The sequence below is a fragment of the Archangium primigenium genome, assembly GCF_016904885.1.
Classification (GTDB): Bacteria; Myxococcota; Myxococcia; order Myxococcales; family Myxococcaceae; genus Cystobacter; species Cystobacter primigenius.
In genome coordinates, this window is record NZ_JADWYI010000001.1 from 1,287,200 (window position 1) to 1,306,167 (window position 18,968).

Annotated in this window: 16 protein-coding genes; 5 read left to right on the forward strand and 11 right to left on the reverse strand. The window is 73.4% G+C overall.

Features of this window, described 5'->3' with window-relative positions:
• The first annotated feature begins 128 nt into the window (after positions 1-128).
• From I3V78_RS05605 to I3V78_RS05625, 5 genes are read left to right on the forward strand one after another with little or no spacing between them, the layout of a single operon-like run.
• Positions 129-1,727: a chemotaxis protein CheW gene (locus I3V78_RS05605; RefSeq protein WP_204485280.1), complete on the forward strand. Its 1,599-nt coding sequence runs from the start codon at positions 129-131 to the stop codon at positions 1,725-1,727.
• 8 nt (positions 1,728-1,735) lie between these two features.
• A complete protein-coding gene (locus I3V78_RS05610) occupies positions 1,736-3,415 on the forward strand; it encodes a methyl-accepting chemotaxis protein (RefSeq protein ID WP_204485281.1) in 1,680 nt (559 codons plus the stop codon).
• Positions 3,416-3,429: 14 nt separating this feature from the next.
• On the forward strand, positions 3,430-5,079 hold the full coding sequence (locus tag I3V78_RS05615) for a methyl-accepting chemotaxis protein (RefSeq protein ID WP_204485282.1): 1,650 nt from the start codon (positions 3,430-3,432) through the stop codon (positions 5,077-5,079).
• Positions 5,076-5,579: a chemotaxis protein CheW gene (locus I3V78_RS05620; RefSeq protein ID WP_204485283.1), complete on the forward strand. Its 504-nt coding sequence runs from the start codon at positions 5,076-5,078 to the stop codon at positions 5,577-5,579. Before I3V78_RS05615 ends, I3V78_RS05620 begins: the two co-directional genes overlap by 4 nt.
• Positions 5,576-6,430 (forward strand): CheR family methyltransferase, encoded by an 855-nt coding sequence (locus tag I3V78_RS05625; RefSeq protein WP_204485284.1) that lies wholly within the window; start codon positions 5,576-5,578, stop codon positions 6,428-6,430. The genes I3V78_RS05620 and I3V78_RS05625 overlap by 4 nt, the downstream gene beginning before the upstream one ends.
• Here the strand turns inward: I3V78_RS05625 and I3V78_RS05630 are convergent.
• The 11 genes from I3V78_RS05630 to I3V78_RS05680 all read right to left on the reverse strand — a co-directional run bounded on the left by I3V78_RS05630 (position 6,423) and on the right by I3V78_RS05680 (position 18,963).
• Complete coding sequence (locus I3V78_RS05630) at positions 6,423-6,908, reverse strand: PilZ domain-containing protein (protein WP_204485285.1); 486 nt, start codon at positions 6,906-6,908, stop codon at positions 6,423-6,425. The genes I3V78_RS05625 and I3V78_RS05630 overlap by 8 nt on opposite strands.
• A 16-nt stretch (positions 6,909-6,924) precedes the next feature.
• Complete coding sequence (locus I3V78_RS05635) at positions 6,925-7,416, reverse strand: PilZ domain-containing protein (RefSeq protein ID WP_204485286.1); 492 nt, start codon at positions 7,414-7,416, stop codon at positions 6,925-6,927.
• Positions 7,417-7,467: 51 nt separating this feature from the next.
• Positions 7,468-8,871, reverse strand: coding sequence for a glycoside hydrolase family 1 protein (locus I3V78_RS05640; RefSeq protein WP_204485287.1), 1,404 nt, complete (start codon positions 8,869-8,871; stop codon positions 7,468-7,470).
• Positions 8,868-9,509, reverse strand: coding sequence for a hypothetical protein (locus I3V78_RS05645; RefSeq protein ID WP_204485288.1), 642 nt, complete (start codon positions 9,507-9,509; stop codon positions 8,868-8,870). The genes I3V78_RS05640 and I3V78_RS05645 overlap by 4 nt, the downstream gene beginning before the upstream one ends.
• Before the next feature lie 34 nt (positions 9,510-9,543).
• On the reverse strand, positions 9,544-11,223 hold the full coding sequence (locus I3V78_RS05650) for an ATP-binding protein (RefSeq protein WP_204496509.1): 1,680 nt from the start codon (positions 11,221-11,223) through the stop codon (positions 9,544-9,546).
• A 162-nt stretch (positions 11,224-11,385) separates the two neighbouring features.
• Positions 11,386-12,450: a chemotaxis-specific protein-glutamate methyltransferase CheB gene (gene cheB / locus I3V78_RS05655; protein WP_204485289.1), complete on the reverse strand. Its 1,065-nt coding sequence runs from the start codon at positions 12,448-12,450 to the stop codon at positions 11,386-11,388.
• Positions 12,451-12,475: 25 nt separating this feature from the next.
• Positions 12,476-14,692, reverse strand: a complete 2,217-nt coding sequence (locus tag I3V78_RS05660; RefSeq protein ID WP_204496510.1) for a hybrid sensor histidine kinase/response regulator — start codon at positions 14,690-14,692, stop codon at positions 12,476-12,478.
• A 2-nt stretch (positions 14,693-14,694) separates the two neighbouring features.
• Positions 14,695-16,344, reverse strand: a complete 1,650-nt coding sequence (locus tag I3V78_RS05665; protein WP_204485290.1) for a methyl-accepting chemotaxis protein — start codon at positions 16,342-16,344, stop codon at positions 14,695-14,697.
• Complete coding sequence (locus I3V78_RS05670) at positions 16,341-16,970, reverse strand: chemotaxis protein CheW (protein ID WP_204485291.1); 630 nt, start codon at positions 16,968-16,970, stop codon at positions 16,341-16,343. Before I3V78_RS05670 ends, I3V78_RS05665 begins: the two co-directional genes overlap by 4 nt.
• Complete coding sequence (locus tag I3V78_RS05675; RefSeq protein WP_338023473.1) at positions 16,970-18,490, reverse strand: CheR family methyltransferase; 1,521 nt, start codon at positions 18,488-18,490, stop codon at positions 16,970-16,972. The genes I3V78_RS05670 and I3V78_RS05675 overlap by 1 nt, the downstream gene beginning before the upstream one ends.
• The gene (locus tag I3V78_RS05680; protein ID WP_204485292.1) at positions 18,487-18,963 is read right to left on the reverse strand and encodes a chemotaxis protein CheW; all 477 of its coding nucleotides are present in this window, start codon (positions 18,961-18,963) and stop codon (positions 18,487-18,489) included. The genes I3V78_RS05675 and I3V78_RS05680 overlap by 4 nt, the downstream gene beginning before the upstream one ends.
• Between the last annotated feature and the right edge of the window lie 5 nt (positions 18,964-18,968).

Genomic DNA, 18,968 nt, shown 5'->3' on the forward strand with positions numbered 1-18,968 from the left:
CACCGTGTCTGGCTGGTGGCCGTGCGGCCCGGCGGCCCCGCCGGTAATTAGGAGCCCCCAGATCCGGGTGATACTCCTGCCCGGTAGCCCCGTCCCCGCCCCCGCGAGGGTGGGGGAGAGGATGGCGCGTGGAACTGGAGCGAGAGTCCCTGCTCGCCACCTTCGCGGAGGAGGTGGGTGACCTCCTGTCGGAGATCGAGGAGGCGCTCGTCGCGCTGGAGGAGCACCCGGACGAGGAGCGGCTGCGGTCCATCTTCCGCGCCGCCCACACCGTCAAGGGCGCCGCGGTGGCGTTGAGCTTCTCCGGCATGTCGGACGTGGCGCACCTCCTGGAGGACGTGCTCGAGCTCTTGCTGGTGCGGCGGCTGCCCGTGGTGGACGAGCACGTGACGCTGCTGTTGAGCGCGGTGGACCGGCTGCGCGCGCTGATGGCGGGCATCCTCACCGGGCAGGAGCTGGCGGACGCGGCGCACGAGGCGCTGCTCGAGCGGATGCGCGCGTGCTGCGACGTGCTGCGCCTGGAGGTGGCGCGGCCCGCCCAGGCCCCGCACCTGGAGGAGCTGCCCGCGACGGGCCGGCGCGGCCGCACGCTGCGCGTGGACGTGGACAAGCTGGACCGCATCGCCACGCTCACCGGCGAGCTGGCCATCGCCCACGCGCGGCTCGCGCGCATGCTGGCGCTGGGCGAGGCCGAGCAGGCGCGCGCGGTGCACGAGGAGTCGGACCGGCTGCACGAGGCGCTGCGCGAGGAGGTGATGCACGTGCGCATGGTGCCGGTGGGCCCCCTGTTCCGCCAACACCTGCGCACGGTGCGTGACCTCACCCGCGTGCGGCGCAAGTGGGCGCGGCTCGTGCTGGAGGGCGAGGACGTGGAGGTGGACACGGCGCTCGTGGAGGGCCTGCGCGAGCCCCTGCTGCACCTGGTGCGCAACGCCGTGGACCATGGCCTGGAGACGCCGGACGAGCGGCGCGCGCTCGGCAAGGAGGCCTGTGGCTCGCTGCGCCTGCGCGCCTGGCACGAGCCGGGCGTGCTGCTCGTGGAGCTGGCCGACGACGGCCGGGGGCTGGACCACGAGCGGCTGCGCGCGCGGGCCCGCGCCTTCGGACTGGAGCCCGAGCTCTTGACGGTGGAGGCGCTGGAGGAGCTCGTCTTCCTGCCCGGGCTGTCCACGGCGGACGCGGTGACGGAGCTGTCGGGGCGCGGGGTGGGCATGGACGTGGTGCGCCAGAGCGTGCGCGCGCTGCGCGGGCAGGTGTCCGTGCGCAGCACGCCCGGCCAGGGCACCACGGTGACGCTGCGGGTGCCCCTGACGCTGGCCACCATCCAGGGCTTCGCCGTGGGCGTGGGCGCGGAGACGTACGTGCTGCCCCTGGACGCGGTGCAGGAGTGCCTCGCCCTGCCCTCGGAGAGCCAGGGCCTGGGGGGCAGCGGCGTGTTGAACCTGCGCGGCCGGGGGCTGCCCTTCCTGCGGCTGCGCGAGGCGCTGGGCGTGGCGGGCGCGCCGGACGGGCGCGAGAGCGTCGTCGTGCTCAGCGAGGGCGGCACGCGCGCGGGGCTGGTGGTGGACGCGCTGTACGGCGAGGGCCCGTGTGTCCTCAAGCCCCTGGGCCCCCTCTTCCGCCACCTGCCCGGGGTGTCGGGCTCCACCCTGCTCGGCGATGGCCGCGTGGGTCTCGTGTTGGACGTTCCCTCGCTGCTGCGCTCCGCCACCCGTCCCCGACGGTAGAGAAGACCATGCTCGAGAACATCACCATCTCCCGCAGGCTGCTGTTCGGGTTGGGCAGCGTCGTCATCGCGCTCACCGGCCTCACCTGGGCCAGCTATTTCGCCTTCGTGTCCCTGTCGGCGGAGAACGGCTACGACCGCTTCCGCGACAACCAGCTGCGCCTGTCCGCCATGCGCGGCGCCCTGCTGGCGCTGGAGGCCCGCACCCAGGGCTTCGCCCTGAGCGGCGAGGCGTCCTGGCTCGAGCCCCTGGCCGCGCGGCGCCTGGAGTTCGGCGAGTCCCTGGAGCTGCTGCGCGAGACCACGCGGGACAGCCCCCGGGCGCAGGCGGCGCTCACGCGGGTGCGCGACGCGTACCACGGCGCCTTCCTCACGCACCTGGAGCGCCTGGAGTCGCTGCGCCGCGAGGCGGACGCGGGCCGCGGCTCGCTGGAGGCGCTCTTCCGCCACGTGCGCGAGGACACCGGACGTCCGCTGCTCGAGGCCCAGGGGCGCGCGCTGGACGACGTGCTCGAGGAGGAGCGGCGCATCCACGAGGCCTTCGTGGCGGAGTTCTCCGGACGGGTGGGGCTCGTGCGCAAGCTCTTGCTGGTGGTGGGCGTGGTCGGACCCCTGGCCATGCTCGTGCTCACGCTCGTGCTGTCGCGGGGCATCGTGCGCCCTCTGCGCGAGGCCATGGAGCTCACCGCCGCGCTCGCCTCGGGGGACCTCACCCGGCCCGTGGTGGTGCGCGGGCGGGACGAGACGGCGCGGGTGCTCCTGGGCCTGCGGGACATGGTGGAGCGGTTCGTGGGGGTGCTGAGCGAGGTGCGGGGCGCGGTGGGCTCGCTGTCGGGGGCGTCGCTGCAGGTGTCATCGGCGGCGCAGGCGCTGTCGCAGGGCACGAGCACGCAGGCGGCGTCGGTGGAGGAGACGACCACGAGCCTGGAGCAGCTGAGCAACACCATCCGGCAGAACGCGGAGACGGGGCGGCAGTTGGAGGTGCTGGCGGTGCGGGGCGCGGAGGAGGCGGTGCAGAGCGGCCAGGCGGTGAAGGAGACGGTGGAGGCGATGGAGGACATCGCCGAGCGCATCGGCATCGTGGAGGAGATCGCCTACCAGACCAACCTGTTGGCGCTCAACGCGGCGGTGGAGGCGGCGAGGGCGGGGGAGCACGGGCGGGGCTTCGCGGTGGTGGCCTCGGAGGTGAGGAAGCTGGCCGAGCGCAGCCAGAAGGCGGCCAAGGAGATAGGGACGTTGGCCAAGCGCAGCGTGAAGGTGGCCGAGCGCTCGGGCTCGCTGCTGGAGGAGCTGGTGCCCTCCATCCGCAAGACGGCGGAGTTGATGCAGCACCAGTCCGAGGTGATGCGGGAGCAGGCGGCCGGGGTGGTGCAGATCAGCCGGGCGATGGAGCAGGTGGACCAGGTGACGCAGCGCAACGCCTCGGCGGCCGAGGAGCTGTCGTCGACGGCGGAGGAGCTGGCGGCCCAGGCCGAGTCCCTGCGCCGCATGATGTTGTTCTTCAAGCTGGACGAGGGGCGGGCCGGCGACGGGCGGGAGTGGGATCCCGCGCGCGGGGCCGCCCTGGAGGCGAACGTGAGCGCCCTGGTGCGTGAGGGGACACCGGCGCCGGTCGCTCTTTCTTCTTCCTTTCCCGAGGTCCCCGAGCGCGCCGTGGTGAGCTCGGACGGGGACTTCAAACGTTTCTGAGCCGCGCTTCATCCATGCCCGTTCATCTCGATATTTCCCGGAAGCTGTGGTTCGGCATCTCGCTGCTCGTCCTCGTGCTGTTCGTGTTGATGGGCAACTCCTACTTCTTCGTGACCCGGCTGGCGCGCGCCTCGGACGAGAGCCAGAGCGCGCTCAAGCACCTGGCCGATCTGCAAGCCCTGCGCGCCACGCTGCTGGAGATGGAGGACCGCGTCCGGGGCTTCTCCCTCTCCGGGGACGAGGCGTTCCTCGCAACGCAGGACACGCTGCGCGGACGCGTCCTCGAGCTCGTCGCGCAGGTGGAGGCGCGCGCGGTGCTCGACCCCGAGGCCCTGGCGCACCTGCGCCAGTTGGTGGACCTGTTCGAGCGCGAGTTCGTCCCCCACCTCGACCACCAGGTGTCGCTGCGCCGGGACCTGGACGCGGGCCGGGGTCCGCCCCAGGCGCTCGTGGACTACGTGAAGCTCGGCAAGGGGCGACGCCTCTTCGCGGCGATCCAGGAGAAGCAGGCGCTGCTCGAACGGGAGAACGCGCTGGTCCGGGAGCGCACCGAGGCGTCCCGCGATGCGATGCGGCGCGCGGTCTACCGGATGCTGGGCACCGCCGCGCTCCTGGGTCCGTTGATGGCGATCGTGCTCGCCTGGTCGTTGAGCCGCGGCATCGTGCGCCCCCTGCGCGAGGTGATGGGCCTCACGGCCACGCTCGCCTCGGGAGACCTCACGGCGCGCGTGGAGGTGCGGAGCGCGGACGAGGTGGGGCGGATGATGGCCGCCATGCGGGACATGGTGGAGCGGTTCGTGGGGGTGCTGAGCGAGGTGCGGGGCGCGGTGGGCTCGCTGTCGGGGGCGTCGCTGCAGGTGTCATCGGCGGCGCAGGCGCTGTCGCAGGGCACGAGCACGCAGGCGGCGTCGGTGGAGGAGACGACCACGAGCCTGGAGCAGCTGAGCAACACCATCCGGCAGAACGCGGAGACGGGGCGGCAGTTGGAGGTGCTGGCGGTGCGGGGCGCGGAGGAGGCGGTGCAGAGCGGCCAGGCGGTGAAGGAGACGGTGGAGGCGATGGAGGACATCGCCGAGCGCATCGGCATCGTGGAGGAGATCGCCTACCAGACCAACCTGCTGGCGCTCAACGCGGCGGTGGAGGCGGCGAGGGCGGGGGAGCACGGGCGGGGCTTCGCGGTGGTGGCCTCGGAGGTGAGGAAGCTGGCCGAGCGCAGCCAGAAGGCGGCCAAGGAGATAGGGACGTTGGCCAAGCGCAGCGTGAAGGTGGCCGAGCGCTCGGGCTCGCTGCTGGAGGAGCTGGTGCCCTCCATCCGCAAGACGGCGGAGCTGATGCAGCACCAGTCCGAGGTGATGCGGGAGCAGGCGGCCGGGGTGGTGCAGATCAGCCGGGCGATGGAGCAGGTGGACCAGGTGACGCAGCGCAACGCCTCGGCGGCCGAGGAGCTGTCGTCGACGGCGGAGGAGCTGGCGGCCCAGGCCGAGTCCCTGCGCCGCATGATGTTGTTCTTCAAGCTGACGGGTGACTCGGCGCGCCGGGAGCTGGACTGGGGCCGCCGGGTGCGGGACGTGGCGGTGGCGTGGCGGGACGAGCCGGTGGCGCCCGCGCCGCCCCCGCCCGAGGCCCCCGCGCCGCGCCCGACCTCCCGGAGGAACCTGTCATGAGCCCCCTCTCACGCGCGCCCCGGGAGCCCGCGCGGGTGTCGCAGTTCCTGGGCTTCTCGCTGGCGGGCGAGACGTATGCCATCGAGCTGCTGCGCATCCGGGAGATCATCGAGCACGTGCCCATCACCCGGGTGCCGGGCATGCCGCCCACGGTGCTGGGCGTCATCAGCCTGCGGGGCCGGGTGGTGCCGGTGGTGGACCTGGCGGTGCGCTTCGGCCTGGAGCCGCGCCCCCTCACCCGCTGGACCTGCTTCGTCATCGTCGAGGTGCTGCTGGAGGGCGAGCCCACGGCGATCGGCGTGCTGGCCGACACGGTCAACGAGGTGCTCGACCTGGGCCCGGAGGACATCGAGCCGCCGCCCACCTTCGGCACGCGCGCGCCCGTGGACTTCCTGCGGGGCCTGGGCCGGCGCGAGCAGACGTTCATCCTCCTGCTGGACCTGGACCGGGTGCTGTCCACGCGCGAGCTGCTGGGCGCGCTCGCCGGTGTCGGGACGTGAAGGACCTGGGTCCGCTGCCGCTCTCCTCGCGGGAGTTCGCCCTCTTCCAGTCCCTGGTGGAGGACGTGGCGGGCCTCCACCTGGGCCCCACCAAACAGGCGCTGCTCGTGAGCCGGCTGTCGCACCGGGTGCGGGCCCTGGGCCTGCCGTCCTTCGACGCCTACCACGCACTCGTCACCACGCGGGGCCAGGAGGCGGAGCGCACGCGGATGCTCGACTGCCTCTGCACGAACGAGACGCAGTTCTTCCGCGAGCCGGCGCACTTCGAGTTCCTGCGCGAGCACGTCTTCCCCGAGTGGACGCGGCGGGCGGAGCGGGGCCGCATGGCGCGGCGCGTGCGGGTGTGGAGCGCGGGGTGCTCGACGGGCGAGGAGCCCTACTCGCTGGCGATGCTGCTGCTCGAGCGCTTTCCCCCGGAGTCGGGCTGGGACGTGGAGGTGCTGGCCACGGACCTGTCCACCTGGGCCCTGGCGCGCGCGCGCGAGGGGCTGTGGCCCGTGGAGAAGGCCGGGCGGATTCCGCCGCCGCTCCTGCGCGCCTTCATGCTCAAGGGCACGCGCTCCCAGGAGGGGTGGATGAAGGCGGGGCCCGAGGTGCGCGACGTGCTGCGCTTCGCCCAGGTCAACCTCAACGACGAGCGCGGCTGGCCCCCGGGGCCCTTCGAGCTCGTCTTCTGCCGCAACGTGCTCATCTACTTCGCCGCCCCGGCGCGCGCGCGCACCCTCTCGGCGCTGCTCGCCCGGCTCAGGCCCACGGGCCACCTCTTCCTCGGCCATGCCGAGAGCCTCACCGGCGGCACGGGCGGCGTGCGCTGCGTGGCGCCCAACATCTACGCGCGCCCGTCTACTTGATGCGCTCGAGCGCCAGGTCGAACAGCGCCGTCTCCAGCCGCTCGGCGTCCTTGGCCTCCAGGCCCTCGATGGAGAAGGACACCCGGTGGGTGGCGATCTTGCGCTGCACCGACACCTGACGGGCCCGGGCCACGATGGGCTCCTGGATGCCCGGCAGACGCAGCGAGAACTCCGGCTGCTCGTCCTCCGGCGGCGGCTTGTGCATGAGCACCGAGAAGCCCCCCACCGACACGTCCAACGTCATGGCGCGCAAGGGGCCCGTCTGGAACGTCAGGTCCACCTGCAGCCCCTGGGCGACGCGGAACATGCGCCGCGCGGACTGGTTCTCCGGCACGCTCAGGCCCTGGGCCGCCGTGAGCGCCCGGGCGAAGTACTCGCGCGCCGCCTGGTACTCGCGCTGCTCACTCGCGTCGAGCTGGTTCTTGCGCGCGCGGGTATGCAGCTGCCGGAAATGCTCCACCCACCGGTTGGCGCTCATCGGCTCGCTCCTCGCTTCACGGAGGAGTGATGCCCACCCGTTCCAGGGCGAAGTCGATGAGGAAGCCCTCGAGCAGCTCGCACTCGCGCTCGGTCAGGTCCAGGAAGGCGAACGAGGCGCGGTGCTTGTCGGCGCGCTGGAACTGGGACACCACGCGCACCACGCCCGCCAGCGTCGTGCCGTCCGGCAGGTAGAGCAGCGCGCTGGGCCGCTCGTTGACGTCCACCGCGTGCGGCAGCATCACGGAGAAGCCACCGGCCGACAGGTCCAGCGTGTTCGTCCACACGTTGCCGTAGGCCATCTGCAGCTCCAGCGGCAGCTGGTGCGCCACGCGGTAGTGGCGACGCGCCTCGGCCCCGTCGAGCATCAGTCCCTGGGCGTTGAGCAACGCCCGGGCGAACTGCTCGCGTGCGGCCATGTAGGCGGGCCGCTCACCCACTTCCAGTTTCCCCCGCCGTGCCTTGGTGTGAAGTTCGCGGAACTCGTCGATGAACTGGATCACGCCCATGGTGTCGCTCCTGTGCTCCTCGTTCTTACTGAGATTTTCGCGCTCCCGCTATCAAGGAGTGGGGGTGAGCCCCAGGTTGCGCGCCACTTCGCGGAAGGTTTCCACCGCGGGCGTGTCCCGACGCGTCAGGCCGAAGTCCCGCTCCACGCGGAACAGTCCGAAGCGGGGCGCGTAGCCCTCGGACCACTCGAAGTTGTCGAGCAGACTCCAGTGGAAGTAGCCGTGCACCGGCACGCCCTCGGCCACCGCGCGCTCCACGGCGTAGAGGTGGCTGCGCAGGAAGTAGGGCCGACGCTCACCCGTGCGATCATCCAGGCCGTTCTCCGTCACCACCAGCGGCACGCCCAGCGCGGCATAGCGCTTGAGGAAGAGGTAGAGCCCCTCGGGGTAGATGTCCCAACCCAGGTCATTGGTGGGGCGGCCGGCGGGTACGTATTTGTGCGAGAAGGAGGGGGAGGCGTCCTGCCGCACGTGGTCGCGCGTGTAGTAGTTGATGCCGAGCCAGTCCACCGAGTCCTTCAGGCCGGGCACGTCGCGCTGCAGGGACACGGAGCCGGGGACGACGAGCGACACGTGGCCGGTGCGCAGGGCGGACGGCAGGCTCTCGTTGAAGAAGGCGTCGGTGAGGCCCGTGACGATGGAGTCACTGGGGGCGCCGGTGGCGGGCTGGAAGACCCGCACGTGGTGTGCGAGGCCGATCCACGTGGCACGTCCGTCGCCGTCCGCGTCCGTGGTGTCCCGCGCGCGCAGCTGGCGCGCGGAGCGGGCATGGGCCTCCAGGAGGTGGGCGAGCGCGGTGGCCATGGCGCGCGGGTCCTGCTGGCCCGGGGGCCAGGTGCCCTCCAGGTAGCCGAAGACGACGAGCACGTTGGGCTCGTTGAGGGTGCACCACCAGTCCACCTCGGCGCCGAGCGCCTCGGCCATGCGGCCCGAGAAGCGCTCGAAGGCGTCCACCGTGGCGGGGTTCTCCCAGCCGCCCTGGGCGGCCACCCAGCGCGGCAGGGTGAAGTGGTGCAGCGTCACCACGGGCTCGATGCCCGCGGCGCGCAAGAGGCGCGCCCACTGGCGGTAGCGCTCGAGCGCCTCGGTGTTCCAGACGCCCGGCTCGGGCTCCAGGCGGCTCCACTCCACGCTGAAGCGGTAGGCGTTGGTGCCCAGCCGCCGCATGAGGTTCACGTCCTCGGCGAAGCGGTTCCACGAGTCGGTGGCGGGGCCGGACCGCGTCTCCTCGTGGATGTGGGGCCGGCCGTCCGGGTAGCGCGTGCGCTCCCAGTCCGCCCAGTCGTTGGTGTTGCCGCCCTCCACCTGGTGGCTGGCGGTGGCGGTGCCCAGGAGGAAGCCGCGCGGCAGGCCCTTGCCCACGGGCGTGGCGTTGATGGTGGCCTCCTCGAAGGAGGGCCGCCGCTCGCAGCCCGCGAGCAGCACCAGTGCGACGACGACGACCCGCGCGTTCATGGCGACACGTCCATTCCCAGGGAGAGCCAGGCGGACTGGGTGCCCGCGAGGCGGAAGGCGTAGCCCTCCAGCCGCAGCGCCACGTCGGAGGACAGGGGCAGCCGGGCCCAGGCACGCGCCCCGAGCGGCGCCACCCAGGCGAGCCCCACCTGCTTCCACGACACGCCCAGGTGCGCGGGCACGAGGCCATGGAAGTCCAGGAGGCCCGCGTGCACGGTGACAGGCCCCACGTGCCGCAGCACCCGCAGGGAGGGCAGCACCTGGAGCCGGGGGCGGGCCGTGTAGCCGAGGCCCAGCACGGGGCCGGCCACGAGGCTCCAGCGCTCGCCGGTGTAGCCCACGCGGGGGATGAGCGAGAGGCTCGCGCCCGCGCCCCCCGCGTGCACCGGCAGCAGCGACAGCACGTCCGCTTCCAGGGTGAGGCCGCCGAGCAGCACGTGGCCCGAGAGGGCCTGGGCGGCGAAGGTGTCCGCCCAGCCCGGGCCCACGTCCGTCAGGCCGCTGGAGAGCACGCCCACCTCGCCGCGCACCTGCACGGCGGGCAGCGCCCGGGGCGCGGCGGCGGAGGCGCCCGGAGGCGCGAGGGCCACGAGCAGGGCCAGGACGGAGGCGGGGACGGGGACGGAGCGCGCGCGCATGAGGGCGCGCGAGTATATCCGGCCGAGGGGCGGCTCAGACGGCGGGATAGTTGCCGGAGCGCGCCCCGTGGCTCACCGCGGGCAGGGTGAAGGAGAAGGTGCTCCCCTGGCCCCACTCGCTCTGCGCCCAGATGCGGCCGCCGTGCGCCTGGACGATGCCCTTGGCGATGTAGAGCCCCAGGCCCGTGCCCCGGCTCTCCGCCTCCTTGGCCTGCCAGTAGCGCTCGAAGACGTGGGGCAGGGCCTCGGGGCGGATGCCCGCGCCCGTGTCGCGCACCCACATGTGCACCTCGCCGCGGCTCAGCCGCGCGCCCACCGTGAGCTCCCCACCCTCGGGGGTGAACTTCACGGCGTTGCCCAGGAGGTTGCCGAGCACCTGGAGCACGCGCGTGCGGTCGCACTGCACCCGCACGTCGCCCTCGGGCAGCTCCGCCACCACCTTGAGCCCGCGCGCCTCGGCCAGCGGCCGCACGCTCTCGAGCGCCTCGTGCGCCAGCGACGCCACGTCCTGCACGCTGGGCTCCAGCGGCAGGCCGCCCGCCTCGATGCGGCCCCAGTCGAGCAGGTCAGAGATGAGCCGCGCCATGCGCTCGCCCGCGGACTGGATGCGCCCGGCCTGCTTCTGCACCTGCTCGGCGCCGGGCTTGCCCTGCGCGCCGCGTAGCAGCAGCGCCGAGGCGAGCTGCACCACGCCCAGCGGGTTCTTCAGGTCGTGCGACACCACCGCGAGCAGGTCCTCGCGCGCGCGCGTGGCCCGGCGCGACTCGCCGAACAGCCGCGCGTTGTCGATGGCGAGGCTCGCGCGCACGCACAGGTCCTCGGCCAGCGCCAGGTCGCTCGGGCCGTAGCGCCGCCCCGAGGTGCTGGAGACGAACGTCACCGCGCCCAGCGTGTGGCCGCGCGCCTTGAGCGGGACGATCATGTACGAGCGCGCCTGCAGCCGCTGCAGCAGCTCCGGGTGCTCGGGCTCGCTCGCGGCGGCGCGCAGGAGCGAGTCCGTCACCGCCGACACCAGCTCCGGCTCGCCCGTCTGCAGCACCCGCAGCATGCCCACGAGCGCCGGGCGCCGCTCCACGCGCGAGGCGAGCGCGCGCGCGGACTCGGCCTGGGTGGGATCCAGGTGGGCCACGGCCATGCGCGACACCCACGGCCCCTGCTCCACCGCGTCCACCAGGCACCAGTCGGCCAGGTCCGGCACCGCCAGGTGGGCCAGCAGCGTGTACATGCCCTGGGGGTCGGGCGCGTGGGCGAAGAGCGTCGTCATCGCCTGATAGAGGAAGGACTGGCGGCGCTCGGCGGCCTCGACCTCGGCGCGCGCGGCCTGCTCCAGGCCCAGGGCGCGCGCGTAGACCGTCTCCGCCTCGGTGAGCGGCCGCACCTGCACGAGGACGCGCGGCGGCTTGAGCGCCTCGCGCATGGCCATGAAGGTGAAGGTGTGGGCGCGGGGGCCCCCGGCGGCCGGCCAGAGCGCGTCCACCGAATAAGGGAGCGGGGCGGACAGGGCCTGGCCGCAGCCGGATTCCAGGCGGACCCCGTCCTCGAGCACCGGGGCCAGACGGGCCCAGGGCTGCCCGAGCAGCAGCTCGGCGGGCATGCCCAGCACGGTGGCGCCCGCATCGCTGCACGCCAGCACCCGACCCGCCTCATCCAGGATGTAGGCGGGTTCCGGTTGGGCCTTGAAGGCCAGTTCGAATCCGGAGGGCGGGAGGCTCATGGGGCGGGCCGCGATCAACGAGGGGGAGAAGGAGTTCATTTCACGCGAGCGGGGTTCCGTCCAGTGCGGACGGAGTCGTCAGGCAGACGTCGCGTGGGAGATAGAGCCGGTCTGTTGGATCGGCAACCCCCCTCTCCCCGGTGCCGCTTGTTGTTTCGCGCGCTACTCGCTCCGGGTCTCGAGCCCCGCGAGCTCGCGGAAGCGGCGGGAGAAATCCCCGAGGGCGAGCACGTCGTCGGTGACCCCCGCGCTCACCGCCACGCCGGGCATGCCGTAGACGACGCTGGTGGCCTCGTCCTGGGCGAGCACCCAGCCGCCGATCTCGTGCACCTCCCGGAGCCCGTCCAGGCCGTCCTGGCCCATGCCCGTGAGCACCACGGCGGTGGTGGCCGAGCCGAACACCCGGGCGGCCGAGCGGAACAACCACGTGCCCGAGGGCCGGAAGCCGCCCACGGGGGCCGCGTTCGTCACCTCCACGAGCCTGTCGGGCCGCACGCCCAGGTGCCGGTCGTCCGGCGCGATGTAGACGACGCCCGGCCTGAGGGGCTCGCCGTCCTCGGCCACCTTCACCTCCATGGGGCACACGCTGTGCAGCCAGGTGGCCATGCCCTTGGCGAAGCCCAGGGCGATGTGCTGCACCACGAGGATGGGCAGGGGGAAGTTGGCCGGGAGCTCGGAGAGGATGCGGTGCAGGGCGGCGGGGCCGCCGGTGGAGGCGGCGATGACGATGATCTCCGGCTTGCCCCGGCGCGCGGTGGACACGGGGGCGCGCACGGTGGGCGCGCCATCGCGCGTGGGCCAGTGGCGGATGACCTTCACCTCGGCCATGGCCTTCACCGTGTCGCGCAGGCGCCGCGCCTCGTCGTCGAAGTCCGGGGCCTGGGGGCCCACGAGCTTCTGCAACACCGCGAGCGCCCCGGAGCGCAGGGCCGCCATGGACGTCTGGATGTCGCGCTCCACGAGCGTGCTCACCACCACCACGGGGGTGGGCACCTCCGTCATGATGCGCTTGGTGGCCTCCAGGCCGTCCATGTTCGGCATCTGGATGTCCATGGTGACCAGGTCCGGCCGCAGGCGCCGGGTCATGTCCAGGGCTTCCACGCCATCCCGGGCCTCGCCCACCACCTCGAAGGCGTGGGTGGGGTCTCCCCGGAGGATCTCCACCAGCAGCCGGCGGGCGGTGGGGGAGTCCTCGGCGACGACGACACGGAGCTTGTCCGACTTCATAGGAGCTGCCTCACTAAGAGCTGCCTCATAAGAGCTGTCGCAACGTCTCCAGCAGGTGGGTCTGATCGAAGGCGCTCTTGACCAGGTAGGCGCTGGCGCCCACCTGGAGCCCCCGCGCCTTGTCCTCGGGCGTGGAGCGCGCGGTGACGAGTACCACGGGCAGGCGGCCAAAGCGCGGGGAGCCGCGCACCGCCTCGGTGAGGCTGAAGCCGTCCATGCGCGGCATCTCCACGTCGGAGACGAGCACGTCCGCGCCCTCGCGCTGCAGCCGCTCCCAGGCCTCCTGTCCGTCCGAGCACACGAGCACCTGGTAGCCCGCGGCCTCCAGGATGCTCTGCTCCAGGGCGCGGGTGGTCATGGAGTCGTCGGCGAGCAGCACGCGCAGGCGCGCGGAGGCGGCCACCGGGGCGGGGAAGAGGCCCGCGGCGGTGGTGCGGCCCTCGGCGGCGCGCACGAGCGACGGGGCGTTGAGCAGCGGGGCCACGCGCCCGTCGGGCAGCACCGCCACCCCGGAGACATGGCGGGCACGGCGGATGCGCGCGCCCAGGCCGCGGATGAGCACCTCCTGCTCGGCCACGACCTCGTCCACGCCCAGGACCGCGTGCAGTTCGCCCGCGCCCAGCACGAGGGCGCTCGGGTGCGGCCGGGGGGCGCTCGCCGGCAGGCCCAGCACCTCGGCGAGCGTGGCCAGGGGGACGAGGGCGTCGGGGCCGGCCCACAACTGCCGGCCCTCCACGCGCCGCACGTCCCCGGGATCCAGGCGCACCAGCCGCTCCACGCTCTCGCTGGCCACCGCGAACGTCTGCCCCGTCACCATCACCAGCAGCACGCGCAGGGTGCTCAGGGTGAGCGGCACGTCCATCACGAAGCGCGTGCCCTGGCCCGGGCGGAAGGCCACGTCCACGTTGCCGCGCAGCGCCTCCACCTGCGAGCGCACCACGTCCAGGCCCACGCCCCGGCCCGACACGTTCGTCACCGTGCTGGCCGTGGACAGGCCCGGCATGAAGATGAGCCGCACGTCGCCCGCGTCCTCGAGCACCGGCAGCCCGCGCTCGCGCGCCTTGTGGCGGATGGACTCCAGGTGCAGTCCCCGGCCGTCGTCCTCCACCACCACCTGCACGCGTCCGCCGCGCAGCCGGGCCGACAGCACCACCCGGCCCTCCTCGGGCTTGCCCGCCGCCAGGCGCTCCTCGGGCGTTTCCAGCCCGTGCGACACGGCGTTGCGCATGAGGTGCAACAGGGGCTCGCGCAGGCCCTGCAAGAGCGAGCGATCCAGCTCCAGCGCGCCGCCGACCACGTCCAGCCGCACCTGCTTGCCCGCCGCGCGCGCCAGATCCCTCGCGCCGCGCTCCAGGCCCGCGCACCCCTCGGCGAAGGGCAGGGTGCGCGCGCGCCGCACCTCCTCGTCCAGGCCGCCCGAGGCCTGCAGCAGCGTGCGGCGATCGGCCGCGAGCGCCCGGCCGAGCTGCGCCAGGCGCGTCTCCAGCCGCCGCGCCACGAGCGCCTCGGGGCCCTCCAGCCGCTGGCGCAACTGGGACAGCTCCTCGTTGACGGCCTCCAGCGACTCCACGCGCCCTTCCATGCGCAGGCCCGCCACGCGCAGCTCCCCGCTGCGGGCCAGCAGCGCGTCCAGCTTCTGCGCGGACACCCGCACGGGCAGCCCCTCGGAGAGCGCGGGGGCCGCGGCGGCGGGGGGCTCGGCGGGCACGGGCACCGCGGGGGCCGGGGGCGCCGCGGGGGCCGGAGGCGCTTCGGCGCGGGGGGCGGCCCTGGGCGGCGGGGGGGCGGGTGAGGGCGCGGGTGCGGGGGACTTGGGCGCGGGCTTGCTCGGCGCGGGGGCGGGGTGGGCCGCCTCCACCAGCCGGGGCAGCAGGTCCTCCAGGGGCGAGCCCTTCATGTCCTCCTTGCGCGCCAGGCGTCGGCCCGCGTCGTCCAGCGCGTCCGCGGCGGTGAAGCACAGCTCCATCAGGTCCGGGTTGGTGGCGGCGCCCTGCCGCTCCACCTCCAGCAGCACCTCCTCCAGCCGGTGGCACACCTCCTCGATGAGGCCCACGCTCACCGCGCGCGAGGCCCCCTTCACGCTGTGCACCGTGCGCAGGAGCGAGTGCATCAGCTCGCCCGCGCGCACGGGCGAGGTCGCCTTCTCCAGCGCGAGCAGGTCGCGGTTGAGCGCGGCCACGTGTCCCTCGAGTTCCTCGAGGAACGTGGCCATCAGCGCCTGGGCGAGCCGATCCCGGTCCATCGTCACGCGGTGCGTCCGTATTCTTTCAGCAGGCCCTTGAGCTTCTGTCCCATGCCGTTCAGGTCCTGCATGGCGCGCTCGGTCTGCCGGGTGCTGGTGAGGGTCTGCTGGGTGGCCTGGCTCACGTCGCGCATGGCCTGGCGGATCTGCCCGATGCCCGTGGCCTGCTGGTTGGCGCTGGCGGAGATCTGCGCCGCGGTGAGCGACGCCTGGCTGAGCAGGTCCCCGAGCGTCTGGATGACGCCGCCCGCCTGGCTCACCACGCGGGTGGCCGAGGCCACGCTCTTGGTGCCCTCCTCGGTGGTCATCACCGCGCCCTGGGTGGCCTTCTGGATCTGCCCCAGGATCTGCCGCACCTGGGAGGTGGCTTTCTTGGACTGGTCGGCGAGCGCCTTGACCTCGGTGGCCACCACGGCGAAGCCCCGGCCGTGCTCGCCCGCGCGGCTCGCCTCGATGGAGGCGTTGAGCGCGAGCATGTGCGTCTGCTCGGAGATGTCGTTGACGGTGGTGATGATGTCGCCGATGGCCTGGGCCTGCTCGGCCAGGGCGAGAATCCGCGAGGCGATGGACTCCACCTGCTCGCGCACGCTCGTCATGGCGCCCACGGCCTCGTCCACCGCGCGTCGGCCGCTCTTGCCCACCTCCTCGGAGTGGCGCGCCGAGTCGCTCACGGCCTTGGCCCGCCCCGCGGCCTCCTCGGACGTCTGGGCGATCTCCTCGATGGTGCTCACCGTCTGGGCCACGGCGCTGCCCTGCTCCTGGGCGCCGGCCACCTGCTCGGTGGTGCTCACGAGGATCTCCGACGTGGTGCCCGCGAGCTGGTTGACGAACTCGGCCACCGTCTTGAGGGTGTGCTCGCGCTCCTGGGCCTGCTGGGCGAGCTGGGCCTCGGCCTGCTGGCGCCGCTCGGCCATGGTGTTGAAGGCGGTGGCCAGCTCGCCCGTCTCGTCGTCGTTCACCACGTCGATGCGGTGGGCGAAGTTGCCCCGGCCGATCTGATCCGCCCCCGTCACCAGCTTGTCCATGGGGCCGGTGATGCCGCGGGTGATGAGGTAGCTGCCCATGCTCACGATGAGCAGGCCCACGAGCGTGCCCAGGCCGAGCACCAGCTTGGTGCTCTGGGAGTTGTCCCGGGCCTCGCGCTCGTTTTCCGCCCAGCGCTGCTCCTCCAGGGTGAGCATCTCGTCGAGCAGCGTGCGGATGCGGTCCATCTCCCGCTTGCCCTGGCCGGTGCGCACGAGCGTGAGCGCGGTGTCCACCTGGCCCGACTGGCGCAGCCGGATGGTCTCCGCCATCTCGTCGAGCTTGGCCTTGAGCAGGGGCTCCATCTGGGAGAGCCGCGCGGCCTGGCTGGGCTCGTCCATGAGGTACTCGCGCAGGCTCGCCAGGTTGAGGTCCAGGTTCTTGCGCGCCTCGGCGTAGGGGGCCAGGTAGGCCTCCTCGCCCGTGAGCATGTAGCCGCGCTGGCCCGTCTCCGCGTTCACCAGGCTCGCGTACACCTCGCGCATGAGCCGCGCCTGCTCCCGGCTCTCGAAGAGCTTGCCCGTCGTCTGCACGAGCTGCTGCGCGCCCTGGAAGGCGACGAAGGCCACGATGAGCAGCACCATCAGCGACAGGCCAAAGCCCATGGCGATCTTCTTGCCGATACTCATGAAACCCTTTCCTCGGACAGGTCGAAGAAGAGCCGACCATCCCTCAAGAGGGCCTCGCCCTCCAGCACGATGATTCCCTCGCGGGTGAGCCCCGCGACGAGTCCCCGCTCCTGCGCCCCGAGCGCCGCGGGCGGAGGCATCAGCGTGTCGCGCGACACGCTGAGCACTTCTTCCACGCGCTCGGCGCACACGCCCAGCTCCGCGCGGCCCTGCCCCACCACCAGCACGGGGCCGTGCTGGGTGGAGGCGGGCCGGCCGAACAAGGGCGCCAGCTCCACCACCGCCAGCACCTCGCCGTGCAGCAGCACCACGCCGCGCAGCTGCTCGGGCGAGCCCGGCAGGGTGACGCGCTGCTCGGAGGTGCGCAACACCTCGCGCACGAAGCGCGTCTCCAGCGCGTAGTCCTGCTCGCCCGCGTGGAAGTGGACGATTTCCAACAGGCGCCCGGGCTCGGCGTGGGGCGCGGTGGCGCGGGCGAGCCGGAGCGCGCGCTCGTCCAGGAGCGCGCGCTCCTGGGCGGGGTCGGCCGTGGCGGCCTCGCGCGTGGTGTCCTCCAGCTGCCGCAGGCGGCGGTAGGCCGCGGTCCAGTCCAGCCCGCCCGTCTTGGGCTCCTCGTCACCCACCATCACTCATTCTCCATGGCGGCTTCTAGCCGCTCGAGCTCCTCGCGGGCCACCGCCATGAGCCGCGCGGCGCGCTCGCCATCCCCCAGGGGCACGGCCTCCTCGGGCGGCAGCGTGGCGCACAGCGTGGCCGCGGTGGTGAAGGCGCGCCGCGCGCCCGCCAGGTCTCCCCGGCGTCGCAACAGGTGGCCGAGCATCAGGTGCGCCACGGCCAGGCCCGGCTCCAGGTAGAGCGCCTGCCGCGCGGCCCGCTCGGACTCCTCCAGCCGGCCCAGGCCGAGCTGCACCACGGCCTCCAGGTAGCGCGGCTCCACGGCGAGCGGATGGCGCGCGCTCGCCTCGGCGCAGGCGCGCAGCGCGCCGCGCGGGTCATAGTTGGCCAGGGCGCGGATGTGCACCTCCGCGGCCAGGGGCTCGGTGGGCAGCGCGCCGGCGAGCCGGGCCGCCTCGGGCCAGTCCCCCCGGGCGAGCGCGCGCCGGGCCTGCTCCAGCCCCGGGCTCTCCGGGAGCGCGGGCACGGGCACGGCGGGCGGCGGTGGCGGCGTCGGCCGGGTGAACGGCACGGCGGGCGGCGGCGGCGGGGTGAAGGGCACGGCGGGGGGCGGCGGGGTGAACGGCACGGCGGGCGGCGGGACCGACGGGGGCACCACCTGGATGGGCGAGTGGAAGACGAGGCGCTGGTGGGGCCGGGCGGCGTCGGGGCGGTGGTAGACGATGCCCCACGCGGTGACGAGCGTCTCGAAGGGCGCCAGGCCCATGAGCGGCGGATCCGACGGCCCGGTGATGAGGAAGCCGCCCTCGGCGAGCGAGGCGTACAGCCGCCGCGCCACCTCCTCGATGGTGGCGCGGTTGAAGTAGATGAGGACGTTGCGGCAGAAGATGATGTCCTGGTTCCAGATGCCCGCGCCCTGGGTGGGCCAGGTGCTGTCCGCCAGGTTCAGGTAGCTGAAGCGCACGTGGTCGCGCACCTCGGGCGCCAGCGTGTAGCGCTTGCCGTGTGCCCGGAGGTAGGGGCGCATCTGCTCCGTCCACGGGCCGCGCAGGGACCAGTCGCCGTAGCTCGCCACCTCGCAGCGCGAGAGCGCCGCGCGCGACACGTCCGTGCCCTGCACGAGCATGCGCGCGCCATAGCCCTCCTTCATCAGCAGCACCGCGAGCGAGTAGGGCTCCTCGCCCGAGGCGCACCCGGCGCTCCAGCCGCGCACCACGTGCTCCGGGCCCCGGCGCTGCTCCAGGTCCGGCAGCACCTCCTGGCGGATGAACTCGTAGTGCTCGGGGTTGCGAAAGAAGTACGTCTCCCCCACGGTGAGCTCCACCATGAGGTCGTCGAAGGCGGCCGGGTCCTCCAGCCGCGTGAGGTACGTGGCGAAGTCGCCGCCCAGGCCCGCGCGGGCCATGGCCCGGTCGATGCCCTCCATGGCGGCGGGCGGACAGCTCGGGGGCAGCAGTCCGGCACGCGCGGAGACCAGGTCCAGCACCGCGACGTATCCCGGGTGCCGCCAGGGCGGCGCCTGATCACTCACCGCGAGGCTTCCTCCTTCACGAGCGCCGCGTCGAGCGTCATCGCCTCGGCGGCGGACAGGAAGGTGCGCAAGTCATGCAGCAGCACGAGCCCGTCGGGCAGCTTCAGGGCGCCGGCCACGTAGCCCACCCCGGGCAGGTGCCGGGGCGTGGCGTCCATCAGGTCCGCCTCCACGGGGATGAGCCCCTCGGCCCGGTCCACGCGCAGCGCCACGGCGCGCGCGCCCGCCTGGGCGATGATGAAGTGGTCCATGGGCGAGAGGCGGCGGGCCGGCAGCCGGAAGCGCCGGCGCATGTCGAGCACCGGGATGAGCTCCCCGCGCAGGTTGAACAGACCCTCCACGACGTCCGGGGCCTGGGGCAGGGGGGTGAGGCGCACGGCCCGCACCAGCTCGCGCACGTCCTCCACGGGCAACGCATAGCGTTGCGCTTCCAGCGTGAAGAGCAGGACCTCGCGGGGGCTCGGGGTGACCATCGGCC